Source organism: Cellulomonas sp. P1_G12_2, from assembly GCF_056405535.1.
Genome location: NZ_JBFUBX010000002.1, coordinates 644006 through 663527 on the forward strand (window position 1 = coordinate 644006; position 19522 = coordinate 663527).

Genomic DNA, 19522 nt, shown 5'->3' on the forward strand with positions numbered 1-19522 from the left:
TGGTCCCGGGCCTTCTCGCGTCCCGTCCCGCGCCTAGAGTCGGAGGCATGAGCCTGCCGGTCGTCCTGGTGCACGGGCTGCGGACGTCTCGCACGATGTGGCGCGCGCAGGTGCGGGCGCTCGAACGGGTGGGCCGACAGGCGATCGCCGTGGACCTCCCGGGTCACGGCACCCGGATCGGTGAGCCGTTCACCCTGGACTCGGCGGTGGACACGGTCGCGCGGGCGATCGACGGCGTCGGTGGCCGGGCGTTCGTCGTCGGACTCTCGCTCGGCGGGTACGTGGCGATCCGGCACGCCGCCCGGCACCCCGACCAGGTGGCCGGCCTCGTGGCCGCGTCCTGCAGCACGCAGCCGCACCGGGTGCTGCTGGCGGGGTGGTCGGTCGGCGCCCAGGGCATCGCCCGGCTGCCGGACCGAGGTGCGCGCCTCAACCAGTTCTTCGTCGACCGCGTCCTGCCGCTCGAGGGCGCCACGGACGTCGCGGCGGGGGGCTTCGCGCTGGACGCCACGCGGGAGGTCCTGCGCGAGATGATGGTGGCGACGCCGCTGGAGGACCTCGCGCGGATCGAGGCGCCGGTCTGGCTGGTCAACGGGGCGTTCGACCACTTCCGCGGCGAGGAGCGACGGTTCCTGGCCGCGTGCCGCGACGGACGGCTCGTCGTGGTGCCGCGGGCGACGCACCTGGTGAGCCTCGTGGCGCCGGCGCGGTTCACCCGCGTGCTGCTCGAGGCGGTCGACGAGGTCGAGCAGCGCGAGCGTGCGGGTCGCGCCGCAGTCAGGCGTTGAGCGACCAGGCTCGTACGCCCCCGACGATCCCCGCCTGGTTGGGCACGACGACGACGTCGTCGCCGAGCCGGGCGAGCGTCGTGGCGGTGACCTGCCGGGCGTTCCCGCCGCCGAGGTAGAGCCGGTCCCAGACGAACACGGGGCGGAAGCCCTCGACCACGCGGCGCACCCGCCGGGACCAGAGGCCGTCACCGAGCCGGGCTCGCTCGACCTGCCCGATGTACGCGTCGTACGTGGTACCCCACCGGACGGGTGCGTGCGAGAGCTCCAGGTGCGGCGCGAGGACGCCACCGTCGAACAGCGCGGTCCCCAGCCCGGTGCCGAGGGTGAGGACCAGCTCGATGCCCGTCCCGGAGATGACCCCGGCGCCGTGCACCTCCGCGTCGTTGAGGACGAGCGTGGGCAGACCGAGGCGCTCCTGCACGGCCGCCCGGATGTCGTAGCCGGCCCACGCCGTGAACAGGTCCGGGTCGACCGCGGTGCGAGGGCCGGCGCGGGTGACGTAGTGCGGGGTCGCGACGACGACGCCGTGCCGGATCATCCCCGGCATCCCGACGGTGACGCGGTCCGCGGCCGGCAGCCCGGCGGCGATGTCCGCGATCGTGGCCACGAGGCGCTCCGGCGGGAGCGGGTACGGCGTCGGCACCCGCACGGCGGGGGCGTGCAGCGTGCCCGCGGCGTCGAGGACCGACGCCTTGATCCCTCCGCCACCACAGTCGACGGCGAGGGTGAACGGGTTGCTGGACACGGGCCCACGCTAGCGCCGAGTACCGTGTGGGCCCGTGAGCGAACGCCTGGACCCCGCCGAGTCACCCGCCGAGCCGCCCGCCGTGCGGTTGCGACTGGACCTCGCCTACGACGGGACGGGGTTCGCCGGCTGGGCCATCCAGCCGGACCTGCGGACCGTCCAGGGTGTCCTGGAGGCCGCCCTGGGGACCGTCCTGCGCACCGACGGCCCACCGCGCGTGACGGTGGCCGGGCGCACCGACTCGGGCGTGCACGCACGCGGTCAGGTGGCGCACGTCGACGTCCCCGCCGGGCTCATCGAGAAGTCGCGCGGCCGGTCGCGGCGCCCGGTCGACGAGGTGCTGCTCACCCGGCTCGGCGGCATCCTTCCCTCGGACCTGGTCGTGCACGCACTGAGGCGCGCGCCGGACGGCTTCGACGCGCGGTTCTCGGCCTTGAGCCGGCGCTACACCTACCGGATCTGCGACGACTCCGCGCGGCGTGACCCGCTGTCCCGCACGCACGTGCTGTGGCACCGTCGCGCCCTGGACGTCGACGCCATGGCGGCGGCCGCGAAGCCGCTGGTCGGTCGGCACGACTTCGCGTCGTACTGCAAGCCACGGCCCGGGGCGACGACGATCCGGACGCTCGAGGCGTTCGCGTGGTCGAGGCCGGTCGACGGGCCGGACGCAGGACTCGTCGTCGCCACGGTGCGGGCGGACGCGTTCTGCCACTCGATGGTGCGCTCGCTCGTGGGCGCCAGCCTGGCGGTGGGCGAGGGGCGGCAGGCATCCGGCTGGCCCGCCGAGCTGCTCGCCGCCCGGCGCCGCGGGGTGGGGGTGCACGTGGTGGCCGCGCACGGGCTCATGCTCGACGAGGTGAGCTATCCCGCCGACGACGAGCTGGCGGCGCGGGCGGTCCTGACCCGTGCGCGACGGGCGGCCGAGGACCTGCAGCACCCGCCGGGCGCGGGCGACTGCTGCGGCTGAGCGGGCTCAGACCTCGTCGGTGGTTGGTCGGAGTGACGCTCCGCGCCCCTCACCCTCCGCGGCGCTCCAGGTCAGTCGTCGACGTCGTCGCGGTACCGGCGGTCGTCGACGTACTCCTCCTCGATGAGGTGCACGGCGGCCTCCTCGGCGCTCGCGGCGCCCCCAGAGATGCCGGCGTCGATGGCGAACCCGTCGGTGCCGCCGGCCTCGACGGCGCCGTCGTCCTCGATGAGCCGGCCGGCGCGGAACTCCTCGCGCTCGGGACGCGGCCGCGCCTCCCAGACCTCGGGCTCCTCCTGGCCGATGCGCTGGTCGATCGTCTCGCGGTGCGCCTCCTCCCACGCCGTCTCGCCGTAGTGGTTGGCGCGCGGCCGCAGCGGGACCGTGTAGCCCTCATCGAGGAGGTCCTCGACGCCGCGGTCCATCAGCGTGTCCTCGCTGGACAGCTGGTCGGTGTCGCCCTCGCTGTCGAGCTCGGGGTCGGGACTGGTGCCGGAGGTGTCGCTCATGTTCCGACGATAGACCGCGGACCCGCGCTCGGCAGCGAGGCTGTGCGCCGTGCCACAGGCAATGAGATGGGCCGTCGACCGGGCGGCAGGGACACTGGGCGCATGGGCCACCTCGACATCGGCGGCATCGGGTACTTCCTGCCCGACGGACGCCCCCTCCTCGACGACGTGTCGTTCCGCGTCGCCGACGGCGCGCGCGTCGCGCTCGTCGGACCCAACGGCGCGGGCAAGACGACGCTCCTGCGGATCATCGCCGGGGACGAGGCGCCGCACGCGGGATCGATCGGGCGCAGCGGTGGCCTCGGGATCATGCGCCAGGACATCGGCCGCATCGACGACGACCGGTCGATCCGCGACCTGCTCGCCTCGCTCGCGGCGCCCGCCGTCCGGGACGCCGCGGTCGAGCTCGCGGCGGCGGAGCTGGCGATCATGGAGACCGACGACGAGCCGGCGCAGATGAGGTACGCCCAGGCGCTCGTGGACTGGGCCGACGTCGGCGGCTACGAGGCCGAGGCGGGCTGGGACCGGGTGACCGACGCCGTCCTGTCCATCCCGTTCGACGCCGCCCAGCACCGCGAGGTGCGCACCCTGTCCGGCGGCGAGCAGAAGAGGCTCGTCCTGGAGGCGCTGCTGCGCGGCCCCGACGAGGTGCTGCTGCTCGACGAGCCGGACAACGCGCTCGACGTGCCGACCAAGCGGTGGCTGGAGGACAGGCTGCGGGCGTCGAACAAGACCGTGCTGTTCGTCAGCCACGACCGCGAGATGCTCGCCCGCGTGGCCACGCAGGTGGCGACCCTCGAGCCCGGCGTCATGGGGGCCGCGGTCTGGGTGCACGGCGGCGGGTTCGCGTCCTACCACCAGGCGCGCGAGGACCGACGCTCACGGCTCGAGGAGCTGCTGCGGCGCTGGGAGGAGGAGCACGCGAAGCTCAAGGAGCTCGTGCTCACGCTGCGCACGAAGGCCGCGTTCAACGACGGGCTGGCGTCCCGCTACGCCGCCGCGCAGACGCGGCTGCGCAAGTTCGAGGAGGCCGGCCCGCCGACGCTGCTGGCCCGCGAGCAGAACGTCAAGGTCCGGCTCCGCGGGGGCCGCACCGCCAAGCGCGCGGTGGTCGCGACCGGTCTCGAGCTCACCGGGCTCATGCACCCGTTCGACCTGGAGGTCTGGTTCGGCGAACGGGTGGCCGTCCTCGGGTCCAACGGGTCGGGCAAGTCGCACTTCCTGCGGCTGCTCGCCGCCGGCGGCAGCGACCCGTCACCCGAGCACGAACCGGCAGACGACCTCCCTGTCGAGCCCGTGCGGCACACCGGCAGGGTCGTCCTGGGCCCGCGTGTGCGACCGGGCTGGTTCGCGCAGAACCACGGGCACCCCGAGCTGGTCGGGCGGACGCTGCTGGAGATCCTGCACCGCGGCGAGGGTCACCGCGCGGGGCTCGGGCGCGAGCAGGCCAGCAAGGCGCTCGACCGGTACGAGCTCGTGTCCGCCGCGGAGCAGCGCTACGAGACGCTCTCCGGCGGTCAGCAGGCGCGCCTGCAGATCCTGCTGCTCGAGCTCGGGGGAGCGACGCTGCTGCTGCTCGACGAGCCGACCGACAACCTCGACCTGCACTCCGCCGAGGCGCTGGAGACCGGGCTGGCGGCGTTCGAGGGGACGGTGCTGGCGGTGACGCACGACCGCTGGTTCACGCGCACGTTCGACCGGTTTCTCGTGTTCGGCGCGGACGGGGACGTGGTCGAGACGCCCGAGCCGGTGTGGGACGCCGGCCGGGTGGACCGGGTGCGCTGAGCCTTCGACAAGCAGGCTCAGACCAGCAGCAGGACCGCGAGCGCGGCCATCACCACGGCGATGACGACGTCGAGCACCTGCCAGGCGCGCGGGCGGGCGAACACCGGCCGCAGGTAGGTGGCCCCGAAGCCGAGCGCGGTGAACCACACGACGCTGGCGGTGACCGCCCCGGCACCGAACACCCAGGCCCCGGGGTCGTGCTGGTGAGCCAGCGAACCGAGGAGCACCACGGTGTCCAGGTAGACGTGCGGGTTGAGGAACGTGAGCGCGAGGCAGGTCGACACGACGGCACCGAGCGCGGCGGGGCCGTCACCCGCGGGGTCGAGCCGCTCCGGTCGGCGGGCTCGCAGCGCGGCGCCCACGGCCAGCACGAGCAGGAACGCGGCACCCGCGTACCTCGTGACCGCCAGCACCACCGGGTGGTCGGTCACGAGCGCCCCGAGGCCCGCGATCCCCGCGGTGATCAGCAGCGCGTCCGCGACGGCGCACACCGCCACGACGGGCAGCACGTGCTCGCGCCGGATGCCCTGGCGGAGCACGAAGGCGTTCTGGGCGCCGATCGCGACGATGAGGGACAGGCCCGTCAGGAAGCCCGAGAGGGCAGCGGTGGTCACAGGACGACGGTAGGAACCGACGATGGTGAAGTCCAGTTCAGGTTGCTGGAGAACCGTTAGGATCATTCATGTGGCGTTCGACGCGGACCAGCTGAGCGCCCTCGCGGCCGTCGTGCACGAGGGCAGCTTCGACGCGGCCGCACGGCGCCTGCACGTGACCCCGTCGGCCGTCAGCCAGCGGATCAAGGCCCTCGAGCAGCAGGTGGGCCGCGTGCTGGTGCTGCGCACGCGTCCATGCCGGCCCACCGAGGACGGCGAGGTGCTCGTGCGCCTGGCCGGTCAGGTGGAGCTCCTGGGGCGTGATGCGATGGGTCTGCTGGTACCGGCACCGGGAGGCTCCCGGGCCCGGCCGGCCACGCGCCGGCTCCCCGTAGCCGTCAACGACGACTCGATGTCCACGTGGTTCCCCGCCGCGGTCGCCGACCTGCCCGCCGACGTCCTGCTCGACCTGCGGCGCGAGGACCAGGACCTGTCCGCCGACCTGCTGCGCGACGGCACGGTGATGGCCGCGGTCACCGCCGACCCGCGCGCGGTGCAGGGCTGCCGGGTCCGCCGACTGGGCGCGATGCGGTACCTCGCCGTCGCGGCACCGGACCGGCGGGAGCGCTGGTTCGCCGACGGGCTCGGGGCGGAGGCGTTCGCGGCGGCCCCTCTGCTCGCGTTCAACAGGGAGGATGGCCTGCAGGAACGCTTCGTCGCGTCGGTCGTCGGCCGGCGCACGGTCACCCCACGGGTGCACTACGTGCCGTCGCAGTCGGCGTTCGTGGGGCTGGTCGAGGCCGGGCTCGGGTGGGGGATGGTGCCGGAGGTGGCCGCGGCCGAGCGGATCGCCGCCGGTGCCCTGGTGGAGATCCGGGCCGGTCGCCACCTCGACGTCCCGCTCTACTGGCAGCACTGGGCGCTGCGCACGCCGACGCTCGACGACCTGACCGAACGGGTCGTCCAGGCCGCGTCGGCGGCCCTGCGGCCGGTGCGACGCCACGGGCCGCCCGCCACCGCGGGGCGGGAGGGGTGACGCGTTTTGACCCTCCGGCGGCACGGCGGCTACCCTGGTGTCTCGTTGTGCGTCCCCGTTCCGGCGGCTGCTAGTGCCCTCTCAGCACTCAGCACCGAGCCAGAGCGGCAGGGCTGGTGCGTTCCCGCTCGCCGCCCGGAAGCCGACGGAAGCATGCATCGGCGGACCCGCACCCTGCGGAGCTCCGCCCCGACAAGATTCGCAACGAAACGAAGGCTGACGACCGTGCGCACGTACACACCGAAGCCCGGCGACGTCGAGCGGACCTGGCACATCATCGACGCGAACGATGTCGTCCTGGGTCGCCTGGCCACACATGTGGCCACGTTGCTGCGCGGCAAGCACAAGGCAACCTTTGCCCCCCACGTCGACGGCGGTGACTTCGTCATCGTCATCAACGCGAGCAAGGTGGCACTGACCGGCAACAAGCGCGAGAACAAGCTCGCGTACCGCCACTCGGGCTACCCGGGTGGTCTGCGCGCCGTGGCCTACTCCGATCTTCTGGAGAAGCACCCCGAGCGCGCGATCGAGAAGGCTGTCCGCGGCATGCTCCCCAAGAGCTCCCTCGCGCGTCAGCAGCTCACCAAGCTCAAGGTCTACGCCGGTGCGGAGCACCCGCACGCGGCGCAGCAGCCGAAGCCCTTCGAGATCACCCAGGTCTCTCAGCAGGCGTGAGCCGGCTGAGTACAGAGAACAAGGACGCGAGGACACCAGTGGCAGAGACCACGGTCGACATCGACCTCGAGGGCGATGACACCCCCACCAGCTACACCTCCGAGACGGCTGCCCCGACGGGCCGCGGTCAGAGCATCACGGCACCGGCGAACGCACTCGGCCGTCGCAAGGAGGCCATCGCGCGCGTGCGCCTGGTCCCCGGCACCGGTCAGTGGAAGGTCAACGGGCGCACGCTCGAGGACTACTTCCCGAACAAGGTGCACCAGCAGCTCGTGAACTCCCCGTTCAAGCTCGTCGACGTCGAGGGTCGCTTCGACGTCGTCGCGCGCATCACCGGCGGCGGCGTGAGCGGCCAGGCCGGCGCGCTGCGCCTGGGCATCGCCCGTGCGCTGAACGCGATCGACGAGGAGCACAACCGCCCGGCCCTCAAGAAGGCCGGCTTCCTGACCCGCGACGCCCGCGTCGTGGAGCGCAAGAAGGCCGGTCTCAAGAAGGCCCGCAAGGCACCGCAGTACTCGAAGCGCTGATCGACGCACTTCGGCCCGATGGCCCTGCTGGTCTCACGACCAGCGGGGCCATCGGCATGTCTGCGACCATCAGCGAGGGCGGACGCGCGGGGCATGCATCAGCAGCGCCGTGCCGCCAGGACGAAGGAGTCTGACCATGGGCCGACTGTTCGGGACCGACGGCGTGCGTGGGCTCGCCAACCGGGACGTGACCGCCGAGCTCGCGCTCGACCTGTCGGTCGCGGCCGCGCACGTGCTGGGTTCGCTCGGCCAGTTCGAGGGGCACCGGCCCCGCGCGATCGTCGGGCGTGACAGCCGTGCGTCGGGGGAGTTCCTCGCCGCCGCCGTGTCCGCCGGGCTCGCCTCGGCCGGCGTCGACGTCAACAACGTGGGCGTGCTGCCGACGCCGGCCGTCGCGTTCCTCACCGCCGAGCTCGGTGTCGACATCGGCGTGGTGCTCTCCGCGTCGCACAACCCCATGCCCGACAACGGGATCAAGTTCCTGGCGCGCGGCGGGCACAAGCTGGACGACGAGCTCGAGGCCGCCATCGAGGCGCGCATGGGCGAGCACTGGGAGCGGCCGCTCGGCGGTGACGTCGGGCGCATCCGCGTCGACACCGGACGCGCGGGCGAGCAGTACATCGAGCACCTCGTCGGCACCATCGACGTCCCCCTGACGGGCCTGCGCATCGCGGTCGACTGCGCGAACGGCGCCGCGAGCGAGGTCGGACCGGCGACGCTCCGGGCGGCCGGTGCCGACGTCGTCGTCATCAACGCCTCGCCCGACGGGCGCAACATCAACGAGAAGTGCGGCTCGACGCACCCCGAGCAGCTGCAGGCCGCGGTCGTGGCCTCGGAGGCGGACCTCGGGGTCGCGTTCGACGGGGACGCGGACCGGTGCCTGGCCGTCGACGCCGCGGGCAACCTGGTGGACGGCGACCAGATCATGGGCATCCTCGCGATCGCCATGCGTGACCGGGGTGACCTGGTGGCGGACACCCTCGTCACCACCGTGATGAGCAACCTGGGGCTCAAGATCGCGATGAGCGAGGCGGGGATCGCCACGATCGACACCGCGGTCGGCGACCGCTACGTGCTCGAGGCGATGCGCGCCGGGAACTACTCCCTCGGCGGCGAGCAGTCCGGTCACATCATCATGGCGGCGCACGCGACCACCGGGGACGGCGTCCTGACCGCCCTGCAGCTGGCTGCCCGCGTGGCGGCGACCGGGGCGACCATCGCCGACCTGGCGGGCGTGGTCCGGCGGCTGCCGCAGACGCTGGTGAACGTTCCCGGTGTCGACAAGCGGCGTGCCGGGACCGACGAGCGGCTCCTCGACGCGGTGCGTTCCGCCGAGGAGGGTCTCGGCCGGACCGGGCGCGTGCTGCTGCGGTCGTCGGGCACCGAGGACCTCGTCCGCGTGATGGTCGAGGCCGGCACGCAGTCCGAGGCGGACCGCGTCGCGCGCGAGCTCGCCGACGTCGTCCAGCACCGGCTGGCCCTCTAGTGCCGTCCGGGCCCGAGTGGGACCAGGCGCTGCGCGACGTCGCGCTCTGGATCATCGAGTCGGGCACGCGCTCGCCCGAGGGGGTGGCGCCCATCGTGCAGGCCGGGCACCCGGCCCTGCGTGCGGTGTCGACGCCGTACGACGGCCAGCTGTCCGACGAGGAGCTCGCCGTGCTCGTCGACGTCATGCACCGGACGATGCGCGCGGCCCCCGGGGTCGGCCTCGCGGCGCCGCAGCTCGGTCTGCCGTTGGCCCTCGCCGTGCTCGAGGACCCGGGCTCCATCTCGCCGGAGCACGCGGAGGTCCGGGAGCGGGAACCGCTGCCGTTCCGCGTGCTGGTGAACCCGCGGTACACGCCGCTGGACGAGGAGCGCGTCTCGTTCTACGAGGGGTGCCTCAGCGTCGTCGGCTACCAGGCGGTGGTTCCCCGCGCGCGGCGCGTGCACCTGACGGGAGCGGACGAGCGCGGCACCGCGGTCGACGAGATCGTCGAGGGCTGGTCCGCGCGGATCGTGCAGCACGAGACCGACCACCTCGGCGGGACGCTGTACCTGGATCGCGCGGAGCTGCGCTCGCTCGCCGCGACGGACGAGTTCGGTGCCCGGTGGTCGGCCGAACCCAGTCCCGAGGCGGCCGCCCGCGCCCTCTCGTTCCCCCTGGCCTGAACAAGGTCCTGAGGGAGGACCCCGGGTCCGACCCCGGGTGGAATCGGGGCTGCACCAGGGATGAACCGGGGGTCACCCCTATGTCATCCAGGCATCGACGCGCCTTACCGTGGAGCACGACACCGGACGGATCGACCGACGGTGCACGACGCAGGAGCTGATGTCACGTGCTGGAGGGGTGGGCCCTGGCCCTCGTAGGTTCCCCGTGGATCTTCGTCGTGCTCTACCTGTTCGCCACGATCGACGGCTTCTTCCCCCCGATCCCGAGCGAGTCCATCGTGATCGCCCTGTCGGTGGTCTCGATGGCCGAGGGCACGCCCAACCTGGCGTTGATCATGCTCGTAGCAGCCGCCGGCGCGTGGACAGGTGACCAGATCGCCTACCAGATCGGTACCAAGGTCAAGGTGCGGGAGCTGCGACTGCTCCGCACCACCCGCGGGCGGGCGGCCGTCGACTGGGCGGAGAGCGCCCTGGCCAACCGCGGCGCCGCCTTCATCATCGCCGCTCGCTACATCCCGGTGGGCCGCGTGGCCGTCAACATGACGGCGGGTGCCGTCAAGTACAACCGCCGCCGGTTCATGGGGCTCACCGCCATCGCGGCCGTCACGTGGGGCGCCTACTCGTCGCTCATCGGCATCGGCGCGGGCGCCTGGTTGCACAACCACACGATGGTCGCCGTGGTCGTCGGGGTGGTCGGTGGCCTGGTGATCGGGGTAATCGTCGACTGGATCCTGCGCAGGTTCACCGGGCCTCGCACCATCGCCCCGGCGCCGCCGGCAGCGCTCCGACCGGCCGTCGAGGACACCGAGCGGGAGACCGAGACCGCCCCTCCGGTCACAGGACGCTCACGATCCGACCCCGCCGCCTAACGATCCGGTCTCACCCGGTCATTTGCCCCATGACTGTGCTTACTCTCTGACTGTGCCGACGTCGCTGTCGGCGCTCCCGCGCCTGTCGACACCCCCGGGGGTGTGCACCGGCGTGGGCAGAGCAGGCAGGGGGCGAGATGAACGCGCGCGCGCGGTGGGCCATCGGCCTCGTGCTGCCTGCCGCCCTCGTCGCGGGGCTGGCGTCGTCGTGCAGCGCGCCCGACCCCGCGCCCGACGCCCCGACCGCCGTCGTCGCCCCCGCCGCGGACTGCCTGTCCGCGCGGGTGCTCGCCGACCTGGGTCTGGTCGCGGTCGGGGAGTCGGCCGAGACCGGCACACCGCACGCCGACGCCCCTGAGGTGGGGCGCGTCCCCGACGACTTCCGGGCCGCCAGCGTCGTCGTCTGCTCGCCGGGGGGCACCCTGCACGACTCGTCCGGGACGTGGGTGGCGCTCACCGCGAGCTGGCGTGAGGGCGACCTCGACCCGCTCGTCGCGGCGCTGCGACGCGCCTCGGCACCCCAGGGCGGCACCTGCAGCACCGCCGCGGTCGTCCCCCCGGCGCTGTGGCTCGTCGACGCCCTCGGCCGGGCCATCCGGCCGGTGTGGCCGACGGACCGGTGCGGCTCCCCGCAGCGGGCGGTGGCTGACGCGCTCGACGCCCTCCAGGAGACCGACAGCGAGCAGTACCCGGTGCGGCTCATCGCGCCCGCGGACGGGGCCACGACCAGCCCCTGAGCTAGAGCTTGCGGAGCCGGACCCGCTCCACCGAGTGGTCGCGTCCCTTGGTCAGCACCAGGGTCGCCCTGCTGCGGGTGGGCAGGATGTTCTGCACGAGGTTGGGCTCGTTGATGGAGTCCCAGATCTCCTCGGCGAGCTCGATCGCCTCGAGGTCGCTCAGCGCCGCGTACCGGTGGAAGTACGACTCCGGCCGGGCGAACGCGGTCTGCCGGAGTGCCAGGAAGCGGTCCACGTACCAGCGGCGGACGTCGCTGGTACGCGCGTCGACGTAGATCGAGAAGTCGAAGAAGTCGCTGACCGCGAGGTTCGAGGTGCCCTCGGCGGTGGRCCGGGCGGGCTGCAGGACGTTGAGGCCCTCCACGATGAGCACGTCGGGGCGGTTCACCACGATCTCGCGCCCCGGGAGGATGTCGTAGGTCAGGTGGTCGTACACGGGCACGCGGACCTCGGGGCGACCGGCCTTGACCTTGGACACGAACCGCAGGAGCGCCCGGCGGTCGTACGACTCCGGGAAGCCCTTGCGGTCCATCAGCCCGCGACGCTCCAGCTCGGCGTTGGGGTAGAGGAAGCCGTCGGTGGTGATCAGCTGGACCCGCGGGGTCGCAGGCCACCGGGCGAGGAGCTCGCGCAGCAGGCGAGCGGTGGTCGACTTCCCGACCGCCACGGAGCCGGCCACGCCGATGACGAACGGGGTGCCGCCGACGTCCTCGCGCAGGAACGTGCTGGATGCCGCGTGCAGGCCGCGGGTCGCCTCGATGTGCAGGTCGAGCAGGCGGGAGATCGGCCGGTAGATGGCGTCGACCTCGGCCAGGTCGATCGGGTCGCCGAGACCGGCGAGGCGCTCGACGTCCGCGTCCGTCAGGGGCAGCGGGGTGGACGCGGAGAGCCGCGTCCAGGCGTCGCGGTCCAGGTCGACGTAGGGCGTGGCCGGGGTCAGCGACGGTGGCACGGGGACGATTGTGCCTGAGCGGGGAGGAGGAGGCGCACCCAGGGACCCCCGTGAGCCCCGGTAGACTCCCCGCCATGTGTGGAATCGTCGGTTACGTCGGTAGCCAGGTAGCCAGCGATCATCCGCTGGACGTCGTGCTGGAGGGCCTGCGGAGGCTCGAGTACCGCGGGTACGACTCGGCGGGCGTCGCGCTCGTGAGTCCGGACGGGAGGCTCTCGACCGCGAAGAAGGCCGGCAAGCTGGCCAACCTCGTCGAGGAGCTCGACCTGCGTCCGCTCCCGGTCTCGACCGCCGCGATCGGGCACACCCGGTGGGCGACGCACGGCGGCCCGACCGACGTGAACGCGCACCCGCACGTGGCCGGCAAGCTCGCGGTGATCCACAACGGCATCGTGGAGAACTTCGCCTCCCTCAAGGCCGGGTTGGTGGCCGACGGCGTCGAGTTCCTCTCGGAGACCGACACCGAGGTCGCCGCGCAGCTCATCGCGCGCGCCTACGAGTCGACCGGGAACCTCACCCAGGCGATGACCGAGGTCGCCCGCTCGCTGCACGGCACGTTCACGCTGCTGGCCGTGCACGAGGACGCCCCCGACGTCGTGGTGGGCGCCCGGCACGACTCCCCGCTGGTCGTCGGGATCGGCGAGGGCGAGAACTTCCTGGGCTCCGACGTGGCGGCGTTCATCTCGCACACGCGGGAAGCCCTCGAGCTGGGCCAGGACCAGGTGGTGACCATCACGCCGGACACCGTCACGGTCACCGGCTTCGACGGGCTGCCCGCGCAGGCGCGCCGGTACACCGTCGACTGGGACGCCGCCGCCGCCGAGAAGGGTGGCTTCGCCTCGTTCATGGACAAGGAGATCCACGACCAGCCGCACGCCGTCGCGGACACCCTCCTGGGCCGGACCGACGCGCACGGACGCCTGGTCCTCGACGAGGTGCGGATCGACGAGTCGGTGCTCCGGTCGGTCGACAAGATCATCGTCGTCGCGTGCGGCACCGCCGCGTACGCCGGGCACGTGGCCAAGTACGCGATCGAGCACTGGTGCCGGATCCCCGTCGAGGTCGAGCTGGCGCACGAGTTCCGCTACCGCGACCCGGTGGTCAACGAGCGGACGCTCGTGGTCGCCGTGTCGCAGTCCGGCGAGACCATGGACACGCTCATGGCCGTCCGGCACGCGCGCGAGCAGGGCGCCAAGGTGCTGGCGCTGGTGAACACGCACGGCTCGACCATCCCGCGTGAGGCGGACGCGGTCCTCTACACGCACGCCGGCCCGGAGATCGCGGTGGCGTCCACCAAGGCGTTCCTCGCGCAGATCACCGCCGCGTACCTGCTGGGCCTGTACCTGGCGCAGCTGCGGGGCAACAAGTACGCCGACGAGGTGGGGGAGATCCTCTCCGAGCTGCGTGCCATGCCGGACAAGATCCAGCAGGTGCTCGACCGGGCGGACCGTGTGCGACAGACCGCGCGGTCGATGGTGGACACGACCTCGGTCCTGTTCCTGGGCCGGCACGTCGGCTTCCCGGTCGCCATGGAGGGCGCGCTCAAGCTCAAGGAGCTCGCGTACATCCACGCCGAGGGGTTCGCTGCCGGGGAGCTCAAGCACGGCCCGATCGCGCTGATCGAGGAGGGGCAGCCGGTGTTCGTCATCGTGCCCTCGCCGCGGGGCCGCGACTCGCTGCACTCCAAGGTGGTCTCCAACATCCAGGAGATCCGCGCGCGTGGTGCACGCACGCTCGTCATCGCGGAGGACGGCGACACGGACGTGCTGCCGTACGCGGACGAGGTGTTCTACGTGCCGCAGTCGCCGACCCTGCTCGCGCCGCTGCTGACCGTGGTGCCGCTGCAGCTGTTCGCGTGCGAGCTGGCCACCGCCAAGGGGCTCGACGTGGACCAGCCGCGCAACCTCGCGAAGTCCGTCACGGTCGAGTGACGACCGCGTGAGCGTCGCGTGATCATCGGCGTCGGGATCGACGTCGTCGACGTCGCGCGGTTCGTCGACACCCTGCACCGGGTGCCGGCGCTGCGCGACCGGCTGTTCACGCCCGAGGAGCGCCAGATGCCGGAGACCTCGTTGGCCGCGCGGTTCGCGGCCAAGGAGGCGATCGCCAAGGCGCTCGGCGCACCGGCGGGGATGAGCTGGCAGGACGCGACCGTGCGGCGGACCGCGGGCGCCCAGCCGGTGGTCGAGGTGGTCGGCACGGTCGCCGCCGCGGCGGCCGCGCTCGGCGTGGACCGGTTCCACCTGTCCATCTCCCACGACGCGGGCATCGCCTCCGCCGTGGTCGTCGCCGAGCGCGACTGACGCTCAGCGCAGCGCGGGGGCGACCTCGTTCTCGAACAGCTCGATGCCGGAGCGGTCGTAGGCGGCCTCCGAGAAGTAGGTGATCGCGTAGGTCATGCCGAGCTTCTCCAAGGCCTGCAGCTTCTCGACGATCTGCTCCGGCGTGCCCACCAGGGTGCCGTTGCGGAAGTCCTCCGCGACCTCGGCCGCCTTGGCGGGGACGGTGTTGCTCAGGTGCTCCTCGACCCAGGCGATGCGGTCGTCGACCTCGGCCTGCGTGGACCCGATGACCACGTTGTAGTTGGCGGACCGGGTGATCTCCTCGAACGGCCGGCCGATGGCCTCGCAGTGCCCGCGCAGGATCTCGGACTTGTGCGCGAAGGCCTCAGGGGTCCCCGCGAAGTTGGTGTACTGCGCGTGCTCGGCCGCGATGCGGAGCGTCTTCTTCTCGCCTCCGCCGGCGATCCACAGGGGAGGGCCGTCCACCTGGAGGGGGAGCGGGGACAGCTGCGCGCCGTCGACCTTGTAGTGCTCGCCGTCGAGGGTCGCGGTGCCGTTGGTCCACATCTGCTTGAAGATCTGGACGCCCTCGTCGAGCATCGCGATCCGGGTGCCGGCGGACGGGAAGCCGTAGCCGTACGCGAGCCACTCGTGCTCGTACCAGCCGGCGCCGATGCCCATCTCGACGCGACCGCCCGAGATGATGTCCGCCGTGGTGGCCACCTTGGCCAGGTAGGCGGGGTTCCGGTAGGCCATGCAGGTGCACATCTGGCCCAGCCGGACGCGGCTGGTGGTGGCGGCGAACGCGTTGATGAGGCTCCACGCCTCGTGGGTGGCCTCGCCGTTCGGCTCGGGGACCGAGTGGAAGTGGTCGTAGACCCAGATCGAGTCGTAGGTGTCGCCCTGGTCGGCGTGCGTGGCCAGGCCGCTCATGGTCTGCCAGTGGTCGCGGGGGTCGATGCCGGTGAGGTCCTGCCGCCAGCCCTGAGGGATGAAGAGTCCGAAGCGCATGCTCGGCACGTTACCTGCGCATCGGCCGCGGTGCCGGGGGATCGCTCGAATCGATCCGATCGGACAGCCGCCCGCCTGACCCGCCAGGATGGGAGGCGTGCTGCAGACCTGGACCTCCGCGCAGGTACGTGCCGCCGAGGAGCCCCTGCTGGCTGCCGGCGTCCCGTTGATGGAGCGGGCCGCGTTCGCCCTGCACGTCCACGTGGTCGCGGCTCTGCGCGAGCTGCGCGGCACCGTGGCGGGCGCGCGGGTGGTGGTGCTGGTCGGCTCCGGCAACAACGGGGGCGACGCCCTGTACGCCGGGGCGCTGCTCGCCCGGCGGGGCGTGGAGGTCCGGGCGGTGCTCACCGGCGCGCGCGCGCACGAGGGCGGGCTGGACGCGTTGCTCAGGGCGGGGGGACGGGTGCTGCGCCTCGAGGACGCTCCTGAGGCGGCATCGGGCGCCGACGTGCTGCTGGACGGCGTGCTCGGCATCGGCACCGACGGGTCCGGGCTGCGCGGGGCAGCGGGCGACCTGGTCGAGGCGATCGTGGCGCGGGGCCGGCCGTACGTCGTGGCGGTGGACGTGCCGTCGGGCCTCGGCGTCGACGACGGACGCCGCGAGGGCGTGGTCCTCGACGCCGACCTCACGGTGACGTTCGGCGCCGCCAAGCCCGGGCTCCTGCTGCCGCCCGGCGCGCGCGCCACGGGACGGGTCGAGCTGGTCGACCTCGGTCTGCGGCTGGGCGGCGCCCCCGAGGTGGTCCGGCTCGAGCCGGCCGACGTCGCCGACCTCTGGCCCGTGCCGGCGGCCGATGCGCACAAGTACACGCGGGGCGTCCTCGGGGTCGTCGCGGGGTCGCGGGCCTACCAGGGGGCCGCGGTGCTGACGACGGGTGCGGCGGTCCGGGCCGGTGTCGGGATGGTGCGGTACCTGGGCGACGCCGGGGACGCGGTCGTGGCGGCACACCCGGAAGTGGTCGTCGGCCACGGACGCGTGCAGGCGTGGGTGTTCGGGCCGGGCGTCTCCCCGGACGACGCGGGGCAGCGACGTCGCATCGAGTACGCGTTCGAGCACGTGCTGGAGCGCGGGGAGGCGGCGGTGGTCGACGCCGGCGCCCTGGAGCTGCTCCCGCCGCACGTGGGACCGCACGCGGTACTCACGCCGCACGCGGGCGAGCTGGCGCGCGTGCTCAGCCAACGGGGCGAGGACGTCGACCGGCGCGCCGTCGAGGCCGAGCCGCTGCGGTGGGCGCGCCGGGCCCACGAGCTCACGGGGGCCACGGTGCTGCTCAAGGGTCCGGTGACCGTCGTCGCGGGGGCGCAGGGGGCGGTCTACGCCCAGGCGGACGCCCCCGCGTGGCTGGCGACGGCGGGCGCCGGCGACGTGCTGGCCGGCCTGCTGGGCGCCCTGCTGGCGGGCCGGGTGGACGACGTGCACGACGACCCCTCGCTCGCCGCGGCGCTCGCGGCCACGGCCGCGCTCGTGCACGGTCGGGCGGCTCACCGCGCCACCCCGGGCGGGCCGGTCTCGGCACGTGCGGTGGCCGACGCCCTGCCCGGCACGATCGCCGAGCTGCTCCACGCATGACCCTCGCCCCCGATCTCCGCGCCCGCGTGGACGCCCTGCTGGCGAGCGGTCCCCGGCGGCTCCTCGGCATCGTCGGGGCGCCCGGCGCCGGGAAGTCGACCGTGGCCGCGCAGGTGGTCGCCGCGGTCGGTGGCACCGCCGTCGCCGTGCCGATGGACGGGTTCCACCTGGCGCAGACCGAGCTCGAGCGGATCGGCCGCGCGGACCGCAAGGGAGCGCCGGACACGTTCGACGCGGACGGCTTCGTCGCGCTGCTCACCCGCCTGCGGGACCCGGCGCGGACGGTCTACGCACCCGAGTACCGCCGCGACCTGCGCAACCCGGTGGCGGGCGCGATCGCGGTCCCGCCTGAGGCTCGGCTGGTGGTGGTCGAGGGGAACTACCTGCTGCTCGACGACCACGGGTTCGGTCCGGTGGCGGGCCTGCTCGACGAGACGTGGTTCCTGGCGCCCGACGACGGCCTCCGGCTGGACCGGCTGGTGGCGCGGCACGAGGCGTTCGGCAAGTCCGCGGAGGTCGCCCGCGCCTGGTCGCACGGTCCCGACGAGCGCAACGCCCGCCTCGTCGCGGCGACCGCCGGGCGGGCCGACCTGATCGTCCGTCCCGCCTGACGGACGGTGCGAGACTGGTCGCCGTGAGCTACCCCGCACGCGCTGTCGTCGATCTCGCGGCCGTCCGCGCCAACGTCCGGTCACTGGCCGCCCACGCACCGACCGCCCAGGTCATGGCCGTCGTCAAGGCCGACGGCTACGGGCACGGGCTCCTGCCGACCGCCACGGCGGCCCTGGCCGGAGGCGCGACCTGGCTCGGTGCCGCGCAGGTGGACGAGGCCCTGGCGCTGCGGCGCGGGGGGATCGCCCACGCGCGGGTGCTCACCTGGCTGTACGCACCCGGAGCCCCCTTGCGCGAGGCCGTCGACGCCGACATCGACATCTCGGTCTCCGCACCGTGGGCCCTGGCCGAGCTCGCCGCCGCCGCGCGAGCCGCGGGCCGGACCGCGCGAGCCCACCTCAAGGTCGACACCGGCCTCGGCCGGAACGGACTGACGCCGGGCGACCTGGCCGAGCTCCTGCCCGAGGTCCTGCGCCTTCGGGCGGAGGGTGCCGTCGAGGTGGTCGGGCTGTGGAGCCACTTCGCGTTCGCCGACGAGCCCGAGCACCCGACCGTCAAGCTCCAGGCCGAGGTGTTCGCGGAGACCCTCGAGACGGTCGAGGGCGCCGGCCTCACCCTCGAGGTCCGGCACCTGGCCAACTCGGCGGCCACGCTGACCACGCCCGCCGCGCACTACGACCTGGTGCGTCCGGGGATCGCCGTCTACGGCCTCTCGCCGGTGGCGCAGCTCGGGGGACCCGACGACTTCGGGCTCGTGCCCGCGATGACGCTGGAGGCCGAGCTCGCGAACGTCAAGCACGTCCCTGCCGGGCAGGGCGTCTCGTACGCGCACCTGTACGAGACGCCGACGGACACCGTGCTCGGCCTGGTGCCCCTCGGGTACGCCGACGGCATCCCGCGGCACGCGTCCGGCACTCAGGAGCGGCCCGGCGGACCCGTGCGGGTGGGCGGTCGCACGCTCGGCGTGGCGGGCCGGGTCTGCATGGACCAGGTCGTGCTGGACCTCGGACCGGGCGCCACGGAGCAGGCGGGGGACCGCGTCGAGCTGTTCGGCACCGGACGCGACGGCGGACCGACCGCGGAGGACTGGGCGCGCGTCGCGGGGACCATCTCGTACGAGATCGTCACCCGGGTCGGTGCGAGCGTGCCGCGCGTGCACGTCGACAGCGAGCTCCCGGCATGACCGCGGTGACCGTCCGGCTCCCCGATGCCGACGCCACCCGCGCGTACGGACGCGCGCTCGCGGGCGTGCTCCGGGCGGGCGACCTGGTGGTGCTCACCGGCGATCTCGGGGCGGGCAAGACGACCCTGACGCAGGGGATCGGCGCCGGTCTGCACGTGCGGGGGCAGGTGGCGTCGCCGACGTTCATCATCGCGCGGGAGCACCCGCCGGTCGCGCGCGAGGACGGCTCGACCGGACCGACGCTCGTGCACGTCGACGCCTACCGGCTGGGTTCGCTGGAGGAGGTGGACGCGCTCGACCTCGACGCCGGCCTGGACGAGGCCGTGACCGTGGTCGAGTGGGGCGAGGGGTGGGTCGAGTCGCTCGCGCAGGACCGCCTCGAGGTCACCCTGCAGCGGCCGCGCGGCGGAGCTCTTCCCGACGACCTCGACGACGCGGACGCGGGCGAGCGCGTGGTCACCGTGCGGGCCGTCGGTGCGCGGTGGGCGGACGTCGCGCTGCCCGACGCCGACCCGGTGGCAGGCTGA

General features: G+C 73.5%; 21 protein-coding genes. 16 read left to right on the forward strand and 5 right to left on the reverse strand.

Features of this window, described 5'->3' with window-relative positions:
- Positions 1-47 precede the first annotated feature (47 nt).
- Entirely contained in the window at positions 48-788 is a 741-nt protein-coding gene (locus tag AC1DXT_RS11080; RefSeq protein ID WP_477061372.1) for an alpha/beta fold hydrolase, read from the forward strand.
- Here the strand turns inward: AC1DXT_RS11080 and AC1DXT_RS11085 are convergent.
- Positions 778-1536: an ROK family protein gene (locus AC1DXT_RS11085; protein WP_477061373.1), complete on the reverse strand. Its 759-nt coding sequence runs from the start codon at positions 1534-1536 to the stop codon at positions 778-780. The two genes, AC1DXT_RS11080 and AC1DXT_RS11085, sit on opposite strands and share 11 nt — an antisense overlap.
- A gap of 34 nt (positions 1537-1570) precedes the next feature.
- Between AC1DXT_RS11085 and truA the strand changes: the two genes are divergently transcribed.
- On the forward strand, positions 1571-2503 hold the full coding sequence (truA, locus tag AC1DXT_RS11090) for a tRNA pseudouridine(38-40) synthase TruA (protein ID WP_477061374.1): 933 nt from the start codon (positions 1571-1573) through the stop codon (positions 2501-2503).
- Between the two features lie 71 nt (positions 2504-2574).
- Here truA and AC1DXT_RS11095 read toward each other — a convergent pair whose 3' ends face one another.
- A complete protein-coding gene (locus AC1DXT_RS11095; RefSeq protein ID WP_477061375.1) occupies positions 2575-3012 on the reverse strand; it encodes a DUF5709 domain-containing protein in 438 nt (145 codons plus the stop codon).
- Positions 3013-3114: 102 nt separating this feature from the next.
- On the opposite strand from AC1DXT_RS11095, the gene AC1DXT_RS11100 reads away from it, so the two are divergent.
- Positions 3115-4797 carry an ABC-F family ATP-binding cassette domain-containing protein gene (locus AC1DXT_RS11100; protein WP_477061376.1) on the forward strand — a complete coding sequence of 561 codons (1683 nt, stop codon included), beginning with the start codon at positions 3115-3117 and terminating at the stop codon, positions 4795-4797.
- A 17-nt stretch (positions 4798-4814) separates the two neighbouring features.
- Here AC1DXT_RS11100 and AC1DXT_RS11105 read toward each other — a convergent pair whose 3' ends face one another.
- A complete protein-coding gene (locus AC1DXT_RS11105; protein WP_477061377.1) occupies positions 4815-5411 on the reverse strand; it encodes a LysE/ArgO family amino acid transporter in 597 nt (198 codons plus the stop codon).
- Positions 5412-5481: 70 nt separating this feature from the next.
- On the opposite strand from AC1DXT_RS11105, the gene AC1DXT_RS11110 reads away from it, so the two are divergent.
- The 7 genes from AC1DXT_RS11110 to AC1DXT_RS11140 all read left to right on the forward strand — a co-directional run bounded on the left by AC1DXT_RS11110 (position 5482) and on the right by AC1DXT_RS11140 (position 11385).
- Positions 5482-6426: a LysR family transcriptional regulator ArgP gene (locus AC1DXT_RS11110; protein ID WP_477061378.1), complete on the forward strand. Its 945-nt coding sequence runs from the start codon at positions 5482-5484 to the stop codon at positions 6424-6426.
- Between the two features lie 225 nt (positions 6427-6651).
- Positions 6652-7101 (forward strand): 50S ribosomal protein L13, encoded by a 450-nt coding sequence (rplM, locus tag AC1DXT_RS11115; RefSeq protein ID WP_055912203.1) that lies wholly within the window; start codon positions 6652-6654, stop codon positions 7099-7101.
- A gap of 38 nt (positions 7102-7139) precedes the next feature.
- Positions 7140-7628, forward strand: a complete 489-nt coding sequence (rpsI, locus tag AC1DXT_RS11120) for a 30S ribosomal protein S9 (protein ID WP_056088985.1) — start codon at positions 7140-7142, stop codon at positions 7626-7628.
- A 136-nt stretch (positions 7629-7764) separates the two neighbouring features.
- Positions 7765-9114 (forward strand): phosphoglucosamine mutase, encoded by a 1350-nt coding sequence (gene glmM / locus AC1DXT_RS11125; RefSeq protein ID WP_477061379.1) that lies wholly within the window; start codon positions 7765-7767, stop codon positions 9112-9114.
- Positions 9115-9143: 29 nt separating this feature from the next.
- Positions 9144-9779 (forward strand): peptide deformylase, encoded by a 636-nt coding sequence (locus AC1DXT_RS11130; RefSeq protein ID WP_477061636.1) that lies wholly within the window; start codon positions 9144-9146, stop codon positions 9777-9779.
- 167 nt (positions 9780-9946) lie between these two features.
- Positions 9947-10648 carry a DedA family protein gene (locus AC1DXT_RS11135; RefSeq protein ID WP_477061380.1) on the forward strand — a complete coding sequence of 234 codons (702 nt, stop codon included), beginning with the start codon at positions 9947-9949 and terminating at the stop codon, positions 10646-10648.
- A 137-nt stretch (positions 10649-10785) separates the two neighbouring features.
- Entirely contained in the window at positions 10786-11385 is a 600-nt protein-coding gene (locus AC1DXT_RS11140) for a hypothetical protein (RefSeq protein WP_477061381.1), read from the forward strand.
- Position 11386: 1 nt separating this feature from the next.
- Here the strand turns inward: AC1DXT_RS11140 and coaA are convergent, their stop codons facing one another.
- Positions 11387-12337, reverse strand: coding sequence for a type I pantothenate kinase (coaA, locus tag AC1DXT_RS11145; RefSeq protein WP_477061382.1), 951 nt, complete (start codon positions 12335-12337; stop codon positions 11387-11389).
- Positions 12338-12411: 74 nt separating this feature from the next.
- Between coaA and glmS the strand changes: the two genes are divergently transcribed.
- Positions 12412-14268 (forward strand): glutamine--fructose-6-phosphate transaminase (isomerizing), encoded by a 1857-nt coding sequence (gene glmS, locus AC1DXT_RS11150; protein WP_477061383.1) that lies wholly within the window; start codon positions 12412-12414, stop codon positions 14266-14268.
- Positions 14269-14286: 18 nt separating this feature from the next.
- Positions 14287-14640 (forward strand): holo-ACP synthase, encoded by a 354-nt coding sequence (locus tag AC1DXT_RS11155; protein WP_056088999.1) that lies wholly within the window; start codon positions 14287-14289, stop codon positions 14638-14640.
- 3 nt (positions 14641-14643) lie between these two features.
- Here AC1DXT_RS11155 and AC1DXT_RS11160 read toward each other — a convergent pair whose 3' ends face one another.
- Entirely contained in the window at positions 14644-15630 is a 987-nt protein-coding gene (locus AC1DXT_RS11160; RefSeq protein ID WP_477061384.1) for an LLM class F420-dependent oxidoreductase, read from the reverse strand.
- Between the two features lie 88 nt (positions 15631-15718).
- On the opposite strand from AC1DXT_RS11160, the gene AC1DXT_RS11165 reads away from it, so the two are divergent.
- The 4 genes from AC1DXT_RS11165 to tsaE are packed head-to-tail and all read left to right on the forward strand — an operon-like array spanning position 15719 to position 19522.
- Positions 15719-17200 (forward strand): bifunctional ADP-dependent NAD(P)H-hydrate dehydratase/NAD(P)H-hydrate epimerase, encoded by a 1482-nt coding sequence (locus AC1DXT_RS11165; RefSeq protein ID WP_477061385.1) that lies wholly within the window; start codon positions 15719-15721, stop codon positions 17198-17200.
- A complete protein-coding gene (locus tag AC1DXT_RS11170; protein WP_477061386.1) occupies positions 17197-17811 on the forward strand; it encodes a nucleoside/nucleotide kinase family protein in 615 nt (204 codons plus the stop codon). Before AC1DXT_RS11165 ends, AC1DXT_RS11170 begins: the two co-directional genes overlap by 4 nt.
- 23 nt (positions 17812-17834) lie before the next feature.
- Positions 17835-18995: an alanine racemase gene (alr, locus tag AC1DXT_RS11175; protein ID WP_477061387.1), complete on the forward strand. Its 1161-nt coding sequence runs from the start codon at positions 17835-17837 to the stop codon at positions 18993-18995.
- Positions 18992-19522, forward strand: coding sequence for a tRNA (adenosine(37)-N6)-threonylcarbamoyltransferase complex ATPase subunit type 1 TsaE (gene tsaE / locus AC1DXT_RS11180; protein WP_477061388.1), 531 nt, complete (start codon positions 18992-18994; stop codon positions 19520-19522). Before alr ends, tsaE begins: the two co-directional genes overlap by 4 nt.

Excerpts from the sequence above, each read along its gene's own strand:
- AC1DXT_RS11140 (WP_477061381.1), top strand. The coding sequence starts at position 10,786 with ATGAACGCGCGCGCGCGGTGGGCCATCGGCCTCGTGCTGCCTGCCGCC.
- glmS (WP_477061383.1), top strand. The coding sequence starts at position 12,412 with ATGTGTGGAATCGTCGGTTACGTCGGTAGCCAGGTAGCCAGCGATCAT.
- tsaE (WP_477061388.1), top strand. The coding sequence starts at position 18,992 with ATGACCGCGGTGACCGTCCGGCTCCCCGATGCCGACGCCACCCGCGCG.
- AC1DXT_RS11170 (WP_477061386.1), top strand. The coding sequence starts at position 17,197 with ATGACCCTCGCCCCCGATCTCCGCGCCCGCGTGGACGCCCTGCTGGCG.
- glmM (WP_477061379.1), top strand. The coding sequence starts at position 7,765 with ATGGGCCGACTGTTCGGGACCGACGGCGTGCGTGGGCTCGCCAACCGG.
- AC1DXT_RS11080 (WP_477061372.1), top strand. The coding sequence starts at position 48 with ATGAGCCTGCCGGTCGTCCTGGTGCACGGGCTGCGGACGTCTCGCACG.
- AC1DXT_RS11165 (WP_477061385.1), top strand. The coding sequence starts at position 15,719 with ATGGGAGGCGTGCTGCAGACCTGGACCTCCGCGCAGGTACGTGCCGCC.
- AC1DXT_RS11100 (WP_477061376.1), top strand. The coding sequence starts at position 3,115 with ATGGGCCACCTCGACATCGGCGGCATCGGGTACTTCCTGCCCGACGGA.
- AC1DXT_RS11160 (WP_477061384.1), bottom strand. The coding sequence starts at position 15,630 with ATGCGCTTCGGACTCTTCATCCCTCAGGGCTGGCGGCAGGACCTCACC.
- AC1DXT_RS11095 (WP_477061375.1), bottom strand. The coding sequence starts at position 3,012 with ATGAGCGACACCTCCGGCACCAGTCCCGACCCCGAGCTCGACAGCGAG.